Source organism: Bacillus sp. SDLI1, from assembly GCF_001553895.1.
In the GTDB taxonomy this organism is placed as follows: Bacteria; Bacillota; Bacilli; order Bacillales; family Bacillaceae; genus Bacillus; species Bacillus siamensis.
Map to the genome: position 1 here is coordinate 2,030,910 of NZ_CP013950.1, position 12,749 is coordinate 2,043,658.

The 12,749-nt window shown below is 41.2% G+C and carries 12 protein-coding genes; 4 read left to right on the top strand and 8 right to left on the bottom strand.

What is annotated here, in order from left to right:
* Positions 1–75: 75 nt before the first annotated feature.
* From AUL54_RS09565 to AUL54_RS09585, 5 genes are all read right to left on the bottom strand, one after another.
* Positions 76–720, bottom strand: a complete 645-nt coding sequence (locus tag AUL54_RS09565; RefSeq protein WP_060963712.1) for a response regulator transcription factor — start codon at positions 718–720, stop codon at positions 76–78.
* Between the two features lie 4 nt (positions 721–724).
* On the bottom strand, positions 725–1,855 hold the full coding sequence (locus AUL54_RS09570; protein ID WP_060963713.1) for a sensor histidine kinase: 1,131 nt from the start codon (positions 1,853–1,855) through the stop codon (positions 725–727).
* A 10-nt stretch (positions 1,856–1,865) separates the two neighbouring features.
* Positions 1,866–2,579: a YjjG family noncanonical pyrimidine nucleotidase gene (locus AUL54_RS09575; protein ID WP_060963714.1), complete on the bottom strand. Its 714-nt coding sequence runs from the start codon at positions 2,577–2,579 to the stop codon at positions 1,866–1,868.
* Between the two features lie 92 nt (positions 2,580–2,671).
* Positions 2,672–4,057, bottom strand: a complete 1,386-nt coding sequence (locus AUL54_RS09580) for an amino acid permease (RefSeq protein ID WP_016936906.1) — start codon at positions 4,055–4,057, stop codon at positions 2,672–2,674.
* A 422-nt stretch (positions 4,058–4,479) separates the two neighbouring features.
* Positions 4,480–4,911, bottom strand: coding sequence for a MarR family winged helix-turn-helix transcriptional regulator (locus AUL54_RS09585; RefSeq protein ID WP_016936907.1), 432 nt, complete (start codon positions 4,909–4,911; stop codon positions 4,480–4,482).
* A gap of 194 nt (positions 4,912–5,105) precedes the next feature.
* Here AUL54_RS09585 and AUL54_RS09590 point away from each other — a divergent pair, with 194 nt between their 5' ends.
* The 3 genes from AUL54_RS09590 (at position 5,106) to AUL54_RS09600 (ending at position 7,127) form a co-directional block, all read left to right on the top strand.
* Positions 5,106–5,510: a CidA/LrgA family holin-like protein gene (locus AUL54_RS09590; RefSeq protein ID WP_060963715.1), complete on the top strand. Its 405-nt coding sequence runs from the start codon at positions 5,106–5,108 to the stop codon at positions 5,508–5,510.
* Positions 5,480–6,172 (top strand): LrgB family protein, encoded by a 693-nt coding sequence (locus tag AUL54_RS09595; protein WP_016936909.1) that lies wholly within the window; start codon positions 5,480–5,482, stop codon positions 6,170–6,172. Before AUL54_RS09590 ends, AUL54_RS09595 begins: the two co-directional genes overlap by 31 nt.
* 112 nt (positions 6,173–6,284) lie before the next feature.
* On the top strand, positions 6,285–7,127 hold the full coding sequence (locus tag AUL54_RS09600) for an aldo/keto reductase (protein ID WP_060963716.1): 843 nt from the start codon (positions 6,285–6,287) through the stop codon (positions 7,125–7,127).
* A 51-nt stretch (positions 7,128–7,178) separates the two neighbouring features.
* Here the strand turns inward: AUL54_RS09600 and AUL54_RS09605 are convergent, their stop codons facing one another.
* Positions 7,179–8,345: a DUF4885 family protein gene (locus tag AUL54_RS09605; protein WP_060963717.1), complete on the bottom strand. Its 1,167-nt coding sequence runs from the start codon at positions 8,343–8,345 to the stop codon at positions 7,179–7,181.
* Positions 8,346–8,478: 133 nt separating this feature from the next.
* On the opposite strand from AUL54_RS09605, the gene AUL54_RS09610 reads away from it, so the two are divergent.
* Positions 8,479–9,345: a hypothetical protein gene (locus AUL54_RS09610; RefSeq protein ID WP_060963718.1), complete on the top strand. Its 867-nt coding sequence runs from the start codon at positions 8,479–8,481 to the stop codon at positions 9,343–9,345.
* Positions 9,346–9,471: 126 nt separating this feature from the next.
* Here AUL54_RS09610 and AUL54_RS09615 read toward each other — a convergent pair whose 3' ends face one another.
* On the bottom strand, positions 9,472–10,812 hold the full coding sequence (locus AUL54_RS09615; protein ID WP_060963719.1) for a UvrD-helicase domain-containing protein: 1,341 nt from the start codon (positions 10,810–10,812) through the stop codon (positions 9,472–9,474).
* The gene (locus AUL54_RS09620; protein WP_060963720.1) at positions 10,809–12,575 is read right to left on the bottom strand and encodes an ATP-dependent nuclease; all 1,767 of its coding nucleotides are present in this window, start codon (positions 12,573–12,575) and stop codon (positions 10,809–10,811) included. The genes AUL54_RS09615 and AUL54_RS09620 overlap by 4 nt, the downstream gene beginning before the upstream one ends.
* Between the last annotated feature and the right edge of the window lie 174 nt (positions 12,576–12,749).

The following is a 12,749-nucleotide window of genomic DNA, read 5'->3' on the forward strand; positions in this document are numbered from 1 at the left end:
TCACTTTCGTACTCGATATGGGTATTACTTTCGTCATATGTTTGGTGATGAAAAGAGAGAGGGGGTGAAGCGGGGTTATATCATTTTTTGTAAATATAATGTAAGCTCAGTCCTGTTTGTCACTTCGAGTTTATCGAGGATTCTGGATACATAGTTTTTCACAGTGCCTTCAGTCAGGAATAAGTCTGCGGCAATGCGTTTATTGCTTTTGCCTTCCATAATGTGCTTTGCGACATCAAGCTCTCTCGGCGTGAGAATCTCCGTCAGCTTTGGCTGCGGCTCCTCCTGAACGGCCGGGATGCCGATATGATTCAGCGCTTTTACGACTTGAACTGTAACCTTGGGATTCAGCATCATATTCCCTTCATAAACGGCCTGAAGAGAGGCAATGATTTCTTCTGAATCAGCATCTTTCAAGATATAGCCGTCAGCCCCGCTTTTCAGCCCGGCAAAAATATAGTGATCATCCTCAAACGTTGTGAGAATGATGACTTTTACGGACGGATAGCTGGCTTTTACCGCTTTTGTCGCTTCGATTCCGTCCATGCCGGGCATTCTGATATCCATCAAAATCACATCGGTTTCGGTTTGCGGAAGCAGCTGCAGAACTTCTTCGCCGGAAGAAGCTTCTCCCGATACTTGAATTCCTTCGTGAAGGCTCAGAATCATTTTGAGCCCCTCCCTGACAATGGACTGGTCGTCTGCGATCATGACATTCACTAGATCATTCCTCCTTGCACGGTATCCTTATTTTCACGTCAAAACCCGTTTCATTTCCGGAAGAGAAAACAGCTTCTCCGCCAAGCGCGGCCGCTCTTTTTTCAATTCCTTTCAGACCATTTGATTTTATGATCGTTCTGCACGCTGAGCCGTTATTATGAATATGCGCCAATATCATGTTCAGGTCCTTTTTCATCCGGACAGAAACATATGACGCATGTCCGTGCTTCACCGCGTTCGTAATCGTTTCCTGGACGGTTTGATAAAGACAGTGCTTCACATCAGGCTGCGCCGCTTCTATGGCCCCGTCCATCTCCAGCTCGAAGCGTATCCCTCCCGCCTCTTGAAAATGGCTGAAAATGTCACGGAGCGCTTGTTCAAATCCCTGCCCCGGCAAAGAGCCCTGCAGCAGCATCACGGCCTGGCGAAGCTTTAAAATCGATTCTTTCGTAAGATCATGCGCCTTATGAATGATCTGCTTTACTTTTTCCGGCTGATGCCCGGCTGTCTTCCCGGCAAATTCTAAATTCATTTTCAGAGCAGCGAGATAATGACCTAAAGAATCATGCAGCTCCTGCGCAATTCTTGTTCTTTCTTTCGTAACCGCCAGTTCTTCAATGCGTTCTGAGTATTCCTTCAGTGTGGCGTTGGCCGTCTTCAGCTCTCGATTCAGCGATTCAACCTTTGACTTCTCCTGCAGATTCTTCCGGTATAAATAAATCACCGCAAACATGATGAAGTAAGGGAGCACGATATCACTGACACCCGCTCCGGAGGCGTATAAAGCGGCGGCAAATGCGGCGGCGTTCATCGTTAACAAAACAGCCGAAATCTGCTTATCAGTAATAAGCACCTCCACCAATAAAAGCACCATTATTGCCTGTGTCCCCGTACAATAGACATTGTACAGCAGAACTCCCGCCATGACGCTGCTCAGGAGAAAAGATCCGTGATAGATGGCGGACCGTCTCTTCATATATATCGGCCGCAGACAGTCATTCGCCGTCAGCAGCATCACGAGTACAGACAAAAAAACCTTCAGCTCCCCCCGGCCGGGAGGAAGCTGAAGAATCGCATGAAAAATTGATAGTAACGCAAAGCCCCTGATCAGTAACTTCGTATGTGCAATCTTCATCGTATTCTCCTTACAGATGGGCGGCGGCTTTTCGCTCCACGTTCAGCAGATCATACAGCTCCTCAAGCGAATGAATTTCATGCGTCGGAATGACCCCGGACTCATTTATTTTCTTTCCGGGATTAAACCAGCATGTATCAATTCCCGCCATCTGACCGCCTTTTATGTCCGCGCTCAGTGAATCGCCGATAATAAGCCCGCGCTCGGCAGCAAAACCGGGAATTCTCGCAAATACATAATCAAAGTATTCCTTCATCGGCTTTTGAAAACCCGTATCCTCAGATACAAACACATCTTTAAAAAACGGATAAAGACCGGAATCACCCAGCCGCTTATATTGTGATCTTGATACACCGTTCGTCACGATGTATAAATCAAATAAAGGACTCAGCTTTTCAATCAGCTCATAAGCCCCGTCTATCATCTGGTGTCCTTCTTCTAAGTATCGGCGGTACGCCTTATTCATCAGCACGCCGTCCGCTTCGAGGCCGTATTCTTTAAACAAAAGGGCAAACCGTGTATTCACCACTTCATCGCGGGTCATGTCCCCCTCTTCAAACGCCTTCCACAACCCTTGATTTAACGCTTTATAACGGGCTTCCACCTCTGCCGTCAGTTCCAGCTTTGAACCTTGAAACAATTTTTGAAGAGCATCGGTTTCTGAAGCGGTAAAATCCAGCAGCGTATTGTCTATATCAAATAATAACGTACGGTAGTGACTCATCGATGTTTCCCCCGGTTCTGCTTTTTTTAACCAGTATACCACTCGTTGACAAGCCGAAAAAGACACCCCTTTAAGAGAGGTGTCTTTTTGAATTATACAGCGTCTTCTATTTTCGAGTCTTCATCAGACATGCGCTTGCCGATGCCGAACGCATAATAGCTGATCGTCACAATCGCCATAAAAATCACCCCGACGACCAAAGATATCCGCGTCTCTTTGTTAAACCACATGCCGGCCAATACCATGATTAAGAAAGCAATCGTCAAATAGTTGGTAAACGGCGCAAAAGGCATTTTAAACGGGTGCTGATCAAGCTCAGCGCCCTTCGCCCGTCTGAAACCGAGATGGCTGATTAAGATAACAAACCACGGAATCATTCCCGGCAGCACACTCGCGCTGTAGACATAGACAAATATTTTCGGAGGCGCGATGTAGTTCAGCACGACACCGATCACAAGGCCGATTAATACCGCAAGCGTACCGAATATCGGCACACCGCTCGATGAAACTTTCTTAAAGAATTTCGGCGCCTGTCCGTTCACGCCCAATGTATAAAGCATGCGTCCCGCACTGAAAATCCCGCTGTTGCAGCCGGACATCGCAGCGGTAATCACAACAAAGTTAATCAAACCGGCCGCCGCCGTAATCCCGACTTTCGCAAATGTCGAAACAAACGGACTGCCGAGGGAGTGAAGCTCATTCCACGGATACACAGTCACGATTACGAAAATCGCACCGATGTAGAAAATCAAAATCCGCCAGATAATGCTCTGAATCGCGCTTCGCAGCGTTTTTTGCGGATCTTTCGCTTCTCCTGCCGTAATTCCGATCAGCTCAACCCCTTGATAGGCCGCAACAACCAAAGACAAAGCAAAGAAAAATCCGGAAAAACCATTTGTAAAGAAACCGCCGTGCGACCATAAATTAGATAATCCGATCGCATGACCCCCGTTGCCGAAACCGAAGAAAATAATGCCGATACCCGCAACAATCATCAGAATAATGGTGACGATTTTGATCATGGCAAACCAAAATTCAAACTCACCGAAAGATTTTACCGAAATCAAATTCGCCGCACCGAGAATGGCCATGGCGATAAGGCCGGGAATCCATGCCGGCAGATCAGGAAACCAATATTTCATATACGAACCGACGGCAATAATTTCAGACATCCCGACGATCACCCATTGAAACCAGTTGCTCCACGCCGTCATATAGCCGGCTAACGGATGTATATACTTATGGCCGAATGTCGCAAACGACCCTGTACTCGGCTCTACATAAAGCATTTCGCCCATCGCACGCATGATAAAAAAGATAAAGATACCCGAGATCGCATAAGCCAGCAGAACAGACGGCCCTGTCCATCCAATCGTGCTGGATGACCCCATGAATAAACCGACACCGATCGTGCCGCCCAGCGCAATCATCTGGATATGACGCGCGCCTAAGCCTCTCTTTAATTCCTTGTTTGCCACTTCGCTTCCTCCTCTTAACAGCTCTGATATATGTGAAATAATGAAGCAGAAGGTGCACCTGTTGAACCTAACTCAATCTTCATTTCCCGCAATATTAGAAATATTCTATCTTCCTATTGTTATATAGTCTCCAATTTCCTTATTCCATCATAATAAATTTTCGTGGAAAACACAATTGTTTTTTTCAGGTAAACACCCTGCACCCTAGACCGAGAGACTCAAAATAAAGCGCTTTCATTTTTATTAAATTAAGAATATTGAGATAATAATTACCACAGCTTCCGAGAAACAGTATTTCCCGGGAGAAAAAGTTCCACCCCCTATTCTATAAATGTTGCTAAGCAGAATGGCGTAAAGCCTTACTCTCTATCATTCTCCCTCTCATACGCCATCATCCTGCTTACCCCGGCAAAAATCATTCACTAATCGATAAATGCCTCATTCAGCCGCAGCAAAAGCCTGCCGAACATTTCTTTCTCCTCGCCGGACCAATCGTCAAGCATGCGATGATACCGCTCAAGACGCATCTTTTTATCAGCTTTTAGCCTCTGTTTGCCAAGCTTCGTAATCGCAAACAGACTGACCCGCCCGTCAGAAGGATCGGAGAAGCGCTGGATCAGCTCCTTCGTTTCCAAGGCCGCGGCCTGTCGAGACAACGTAGATATATCCAGTTTAAAGGATTCGGCCAATTCCTTCACACGCGCCGGCCCGAATTCATCAAGCTGCCGTAATAACAAATACGCAGCTCTTTCCAGATGTCCGATTTTGCGGTCGGAGTTATCAAGATAAACAGCCCTCCTGATAAAAGTGGTGAGCTCATATTCAATTAATTCAATCGGATCTTGTTTTGACAAACGCCTCACTCCTTACATTGACAACAGCAATATTAGTTGTATAATACAAACATATGCACATTTACTCAGAAAACATATAGAAAGATTTTGCATACATATATTTGTATAGTACAAATATATGTGCCGAAAGTAAAGAAACTTATCGAAGCAACAAGAAAGGGGGAAGCTGCTCTTCTCCAAAGAACAGCATCGTTGTGAAAATCATACGCATCATACTGCAAATCATTATTTTATTCGCATTTTCCTTTATCGGGGGAGCCGTTCAGCAGCTCTTCCACCTGCCCATTCCCGGCAGTATCATCGGTTTAATCCTGCTCATCATATGTTTATCGGTTAAGATCATTCCCGCCAAAATGATTGAAGACGGAGCTGGATTTTTGCTGTCTTTTCTTCCGCTGCTATTCATTCCGGCCATGACGGGCGTCATCAATTATCCGTCACTGTTTTCCGCCAGCGGGGCGGCCCTGTTTTTAATCGTCGTGCTGAGCACCATCGTCACAATGATCGCCGCAGGGTACGCGAGCCAGCTGTTAGAGCATAAAGCCAATCAGAGAAAGGAGAAAAAGAAGTGCAGCAAGCATGTATCGCAATCCTTATAATTTTGTTCACGGCCGCCGCCTATCTGGCCATGGTGAAATTATATGTACGCTTTCCATATCCCTTTCTCATACCTGTGTTGACGACTACGATTTTCATTATTGCCGTGCTGCTTGTTTTTCATATTCCGTATAAAGAGTATATGGTCGGCGGACAATGGATCAATTCACTGCTCGGCCCCGCCGTGGTGGCTTTGGCATACCCGCTTTATAAGCAGCGCCGGATGTTGATCAAGTATATGTTTCCGATTATCGGCGGCGTATTGGCCGGTTTATTCTCCGGAATGGTCAGCGGCCTGTTATTTGCAGAGCTGTTCGGCATCAGCCGGAGTTTGATTTTGTCTATCATCCCAAAATCAATCACGACTCCCGTCGCCATTCAGATCGCGTCCGGTATCGGCGGTGTTCCTTCCATGACAGTCGTGTTCGTCATGATCGCAGGGTTTTCCGGCGTCATCTTAGGGCCGCTGCTTCTCAAGTGGATCCGCATCCGCAGCTCACTCGGGAAAGGAATTGCATTCGGGAGCGCCTCCCATGCGCTCGGCACCTCAAAAGCAATGGAATACGGAGAATTAACGGTCTCCATGAGTTCTGTCTCCATGACGCTCTGCGCCGTGTTAGGGTCGGTCTTCGGACCTGTCGTAGCATGGATGTTTCAAATTTAAAGCTGGCGGTTCTCCGTCAGCTTTTTTATATGCAGATTATCTCATTTTCTTCCAATATTGATGTTTCATTTGTAAAAAGAATGGTAAAGTAGAAAACAAGGAGGGATTTAAGATGACTGCAGCAATTCCGCAAAAGAAACTGCTGGATGGGACAAGCATTCCCGCGATCGGCTTCGGTACATACGCTCTTCATGGAAACAACGGCGTTCATGCCGTTACCAGCGCCATTGATATCGGCTATCGTCTGATTGACACCGCTTATAACTATGAAAATGAAGGGGCGGTCGGAGAAGCCATCAAGAGAAGCTCTGTTCCGAGAGAGCAGCTATACGTGACGTCCAAGCTTCCGGGACGCTACCATGAATATGACAAAGCTGTACAAACCATTCAAGAATCTTTATACCGCGCCGGTCTGGATTACTATGACCTGTATCTCGTCCATTGGCCGAATCCGAAACAAGACCGCTACAAAGAAGCATGGCAGGCACTGATCGATGCGAAAAAATGGGGCCTGATCCGCTCCATCGGCGTCTGCAATTTCCTGCCTGAGCATATCGAACGGCTCGAACGTGAAACCGGCGTAAAGCCAGGCATCAACCAAATTGAACTGCATCCCGCCTTTAATCAGCAGCAACAGCGGCAATGGCATGAAGAACAGGGCATCGTGACAGAATCATGGAGTCCGTTAGCCCGCGCCGGTGAAGTATTGAACGATCAAAAACTCGGACAGATTGCGGACAAATACGATAAAACCATTTCTCAAGTCATTTTACGCTGGCATATCCAGCTGGGCGCCATCCCGATTCCAAAATCAGCATCGCCCGAGCGCCAGCTTGAAAACATCTCTGTTTTTGATTTCTCCCTTGATGAAAACGACATGAGCATTATCGACTCGCTTACCCGCCCGGACGGACGCATAAACGGCCAAGACCCGGCGGAGTATGAGGAGTTTTAAGCAAACGCATAAAGAAAGCTGACGGCATCATTCGTCAGCTTTTTTCTCATTTTATATACGCACACCCAGCTCCCGTTTCCATTCAGAAAGCCACTCCGTATCCCCAGATCCGTATTGCCTGCTTTGGCCGGCATCACGCAGAGATCCGTCTTTGTAATCAATGGACAGCACCAAATCAGGAATGGCATCATAACCCGTTCTCGCCAGCTTCGTAAGCGCCTGTCCGTAATGGGCAGCCGCTTCTGCCGCTGTATGTTTCAGTAAAGGATCGTGCTGCAGCGCTTCCTTATAAATCTCTAAAAGGTCGCGTCCGTCTTCTGTGACGAACTTCCCGCCCACAGTCTGCAAGTCTTTCAGATGATAGCCGGTCACCTCATACATTTCCCGAACGACTTGATATTTCTCATACGCTTCCGGCGTAAACTGCGAGGAGTCATCACTCCGGCTGCGAATGATGTGCGCAAACAGCTCTTTGCTGTTTTCCCCGGAGTTTAAGACGGCTTCGATCTGCTGAGTGAGCTCTTGATCGTCAGTCCCGCTCACTTTTAACAGATAATCAATCGGTGATATCGTAAATGTAAGATTCGCATCCTCCGGAATCTGAATATGATTCCGATGAAAAAGCACGCCGATTTGCTGATTGACCTGCCCTCTCTGAAACACCTTTTCGTTTTCTCCTTGAATTTCTCCATTGAGTGTTTCACCCCGAAACGCAGCATCACGGAAATCATAGCTTTGGGCTTTCCCCTTAAACAGCCATTCCGTTTCATTATGATAAGCGGCCTGACGCTCTGATTCTGTTAAATCACTCCTGAAATAAGGTGAATCGGGACGCTGGTATTTGTCCTTAATAAAACGTAAAGGATCTGATTTTCGTTTATTGATTTCATTGATACGGCTGTATTTCTCATCAAGAATCCTGCTTGCAATATCACTCTCAGACTCATACGGATTATCAGCGGCTATTACTGTCTCATTCCCATTATCCGTAATCGTTTTCTGATTTGCGGATTGATATAAACGGGACAGGCTGCTCCCTTTCTCAGTGACACCGCTCCTTGAATAATTCACCTGGCTCAGATCGCGGGTCCCGCCTGATTGAATCAATAAGCTGTCCGGCCTTTTTGCCGCATCTTTCACATTTGTTTTAGAAGAATTTTGCTGAAGCATTTGCTGAGCCATTATTTGATTTTTTATATAACGAGCGTTTAGGCGCATGTTTTTAACCTCCGCTTGAGATGATGTTCTAGTGTTTTTATCGGCTGTTTCCCAGTTGATTTTAACCTTAAATAACAAATGTTTACATAATGGTCGTTTTTATATATGATGAAGTAAAAAGGGGGATTTTTCCATGAAAAAGTATATATCTATTCTATTTGTCACTGCAATCGTATTATCAGGCGTATTGTTTGCACCTTCAGCTTCAGCCTCTGCGTTTCAAGTAAGCACTATTACAGGAAATCACTCATTTGAAACTGCCAATCCAGTAGGCTACTGGAAATATAAAAATATTGATACAGCCGTATTGCCGGAAAGGGAAAAAGAATCGTACTTCACTTTCACTGCCAATAAGGGAGAAAGACTCTATGTCAGGAGCTCAACAAGGAGTGAATACAAGGGAATGAGCATTGAAATTTACAATAAAAATAAAGTGCTGGTCAGTAAAGGCACAGAAGTGATAAACCCTGATACGCTGCTTCCTTTTATCTATGCCATTACAGATGCGAAAGAAAATAACGAGACGTTCTACGTGAAAGTGTCCCGCGGCTCATACACTGACGATATATACTTTACACTCTCCATTTACGATCGAATCAAAGCCGGAAGCGAAACCTTCGCATTCAGCGGCACAGCTGAAAATAAAGGAAATACAAGCCTCAGTCCGAACGGATCGGATTCAACCGTTCTCAGGCTCGACTTAACCAAACAGACAAGCATTCCAAAAGACGCCATAGTGAAAAGAATCAGCACCACCGCGACTCAAATACCAAGTCAAGGAAACACAAAACACAGCATAATGTCTGAAGAAAATAAAGTATGGCACCGTGCACTCGCAAACAGCTCCACTCAAGGAAATTACGGTATCACACTGGATGATAACCTCTCAGTCTCAAGCATCTGGAATTTTAAATACAACACACTTGCAACAGCAAAATCGACTATGAAAAATGTGAAATTGAAGATAGATTATGAGTACGATGTGACATCACAATATTAATGAGAAGAAAGCATATAGTTCTCGCAATGTTGCTACAAAAGTTTTTTTACAATACTCTTTTTTTATTCCTCACTAACTAAAATTTAAATGATCATAGAAGTTTATTTGGTATAAAAAATGTGTATTTTACAATAAAGCTTTTAATTTATTTTCAATCCATTGCCGTCCATAACGCTCTTCTACTTCCATAGTAATTAAAATAAACAATTCTTTCTTAGCCCTTGTTAAGGCAACATATAAATAATTAGCCATTTTATTTTGTTTAGTTTTATTTTGAAAAAAGTATTCAGCTAACTCAGTTGTTAATATAAATAAACAACGATCCCCTTCCAAACCTTTTACCTTATCAATTGAATCAACAATTATCCCTTCTTTAAAAAGTATTTCTCGATTTAAATCAAGAGCTGCAATCATTCGTGCTTTATCTTGACTAGATAACTCTAGAGACAACAGATCACTTATACCATTTACAATTCCCCAATTATTTTTGACAATTATATTTTTTTGAACCCATCTAAGTAAAACAAAAGCTCTTTTTTCTACATGATTTTCTGCACAATCTATTTTTTTAAATAAACATTTCAATTCATATTCTAATAAATTCTTATGTGTGTCTCTATCTTTATCACTAGTAATAAATCTTTCATTTTTTTGATATATATAAATATATTCAAACGTTTCATTATCAAAAAAGTTGGAAATGTTTATATCTTTTTCGAATAAATAATGGATACTTCCTTCTTCCTCCTTTTGATATTCTTGGCTCTCTTCTTTTGGAACATACTTATTTGAAAGTTTTACAAGTGATCTAGGGCATCTATAATTTTCTTTTTTGTACTTCACAAAATGAGGATAACTGCTAATTAATTGTCTTAATTCGCTTCTCCCCCTTAAATCTTGTTTAGGATCCCCAACAATATATAAATAGAATTCATTAATATAAAATGTCTTAATAATCCTAGATAAATCGGCGTCCATATCTTGAGCTTCATCTATAAAAATTGAATCTAGATATTTTTTTATTATAGATATAACTTTTAGTCGCCTGTCCTTCACTACTTTTCTATCAGTACTTTTACCATTTACAACATATCGAGCTATTTTTGTTACTTCTTCAACATGTATAATATTTTTCTCCCTTAATTCTTTTAACTTTTTCGTTTTATAAGTATGGTTATCTGGCAAATTTATTGCTGAAACCCCTGAATACAATTGTCCATACAACAAATGATGAAAAGGAAAAATAATTTCTTGTAGCAGAAAAGCATGCGCTGTTTTAACTTTAATTTGAGTAGGAATGCTACCATGCTGCTCAGTAATTTTATTTCTTATATGATCTCTAGCAGCGTTAGTATAGGTAATGACATATATTATTTTTCCGTCTTTTAATTCTCCATACCTTGTTAGAACTTCTTCAGCCATTGTAGTGGTTTTTCCTGCCCCTGCACCAGCAACTACTATCTTCATTCCTTTACACCACTCTGTAAAAATTTTAATACTTTTTCAATATGCTTCGGCAACGATATATCTTTGAGATGTCCCATACCAAAATCTTGGCAGAAATTTAACATAATATCTGTTTTAGCTGTTCTCCATTTATCAGATAAAGCATCCGGAGATTTTATTTCATCATCTTTCCAACCATATTCTTCAGAAAAGTACTTCTTTAATTTCTCGAAATTTTTATTAGTTTTAACAAATTCTGGCTCCAAAGTATACTCAGTAGTAGTAGTAACAAAAATACTATGATTATCGTTATACTCTTCATGACTTAGTTGTGCTTTTGGTTGGTCATCAAAATCTCTAATAATACCTATTCTATTAGATGTACCATCGTTTACCTTCAGCCATATATCCAGCATATTTTTAAATCCTTTATGTAATGAAATAACTTCAATATCATTTAATACGTTTTTTTGGAAACTTAAATATGATTTAATGAGCATTTCTTCACTAGGACCTTCGACTAAAATACATCTCCTAGAGAATAAAAATTTCAAAAAATCAAGATTGGGTTTTTTTGCTAAATATTCTAAATCTTCCTTTCCAGCAACACCTGTTAAAGAAAATGCTTTCCCTTCTTTTACTATCGTCACATTATTAAGCTCTAATTTATTTAAATATTCAGAACTATGTGTTGAAATAAATAACTGCATCTGTTTGCTAGACTTTATAGTTGAATTAATAAAACTTGCAAGTAGCCTTTCATTACTTATACAAAGGTGTGCTTCCGGCTCTTCTACAGTTAAAATATTTAATGCAATATCTGAATTTACTTCTAATGAATTCATCATTACAAGTAGATAGATTAGGTTTCTATACCCTAATCCTTGACTATAAAGATACTCCTCTCCAATTCCTAATCGAACATTGTTTAGTAAAGAGTTAATACTAGGCATATTAGGTAGCAAGCTAATTTGATCGAAAAACTCTTTAGCATTTTCAATCTCTGATATTTCTTGCCAATTAAATATGCCTTCTAAATTACTAATCTCTTTCAAATCATCAAAAAACTTACCATACGATTCTTCAACTTTGACTTTTTGTTCATCACCTAACTTATTATGCAAGAGATTCACCAATGCTTGGGACCCTAATTTAGTATTTTTATAAGAGAAATCATCCCTCTCGGCAGCTAGAGAATTATATTTAAAACTAGTTAAGTCATTAAATGCTACCTGTTCATTCGTTGTTGGGACCACAATCGAATATTTAAACATCTCTATCGGTAATAAGTTCAATTTCATATTATCTACATCATCTTCACATTTATCAGCTAAAATCTTTGTTATATGCTCTAATAACTGCTTAGGATTTTCCACAAAATATCTATACTCAATTTGATATAGAAGCTTGCCATCGTCCAGGTAATTATTCCATTTACGAACATAATATTCATCAGCTCCTTCTGGTTCAAAAGTTACCATTACTGATACAAATGGAATAATACTAACAAAATCTTTTATATCTATCTCAGAATCCTTGATTTTTTCTAAATTTATTTTAATAAAATTAAAATAGGTATTTTTCAAATCATTATTTATATCATGCCAGCCAAGATTTTTACCAACATTTCCTATCTCATTATTTAAAAATGGTAGTGTAATGGCTTTTAATAAATTACTTTTTCCACTATTATTTTCACCAATAAAGATTACTAACCTATTTAATTTCAAATCGACATTTTTTAAGTTTCTATATCCTTTGATACATGCATTTGAAATTAGCATTTTCCCTCTCCATTCTTATAAATCTACAATTAAAACGTTTGACGTAACTTGAGGTTTATATTCAACATTTTTATTATCATATCTTAATATTAAAATTCAAGCATTCTTTATCCCAAGTTCCATGGCTATCAATTAATTCACTTAATATAATCTGATAAAAGAATATTCACCTTA

Excerpts from the sequence above, each read along its gene's own strand:
- AUL54_RS09570 (WP_060963713.1), bottom strand. The coding sequence starts at position 1,855 with ATGAAGATTGCACATACGAAGTTACTGATCAGGGGCTTTGCGTTACTA.
- AUL54_RS09575 (WP_060963714.1), bottom strand. The coding sequence starts at position 2,579 with ATGAGTCACTACCGTACGTTATTATTTGATATAGACAATACGCTGCTG.
- AUL54_RS09600 (WP_060963716.1), top strand. The coding sequence starts at position 6,285 with ATGACTGCAGCAATTCCGCAAAAGAAACTGCTGGATGGGACAAGCATT.
- AUL54_RS09605 (WP_060963717.1), bottom strand. The coding sequence starts at position 8,345 with ATGCGCCTAAACGCTCGTTATATAAAAAATCAAATAATGGCTCAGCAA.
- AUL54_RS09610 (WP_060963718.1), top strand. The coding sequence starts at position 8,479 with ATGAAAAAGTATATATCTATTCTATTTGTCACTGCAATCGTATTATCA.
- AUL54_RS09615 (WP_060963719.1), bottom strand. The coding sequence starts at position 10,812 with ATGAAGATAGTAGTTGCTGGTGCAGGGGCAGGAAAAACCACTACAATG.
- AUL54_RS09620 (WP_060963720.1), bottom strand. The coding sequence starts at position 12,575 with ATGCTAATTTCAAATGCATGTATCAAAGGATATAGAAACTTAAAAAAT.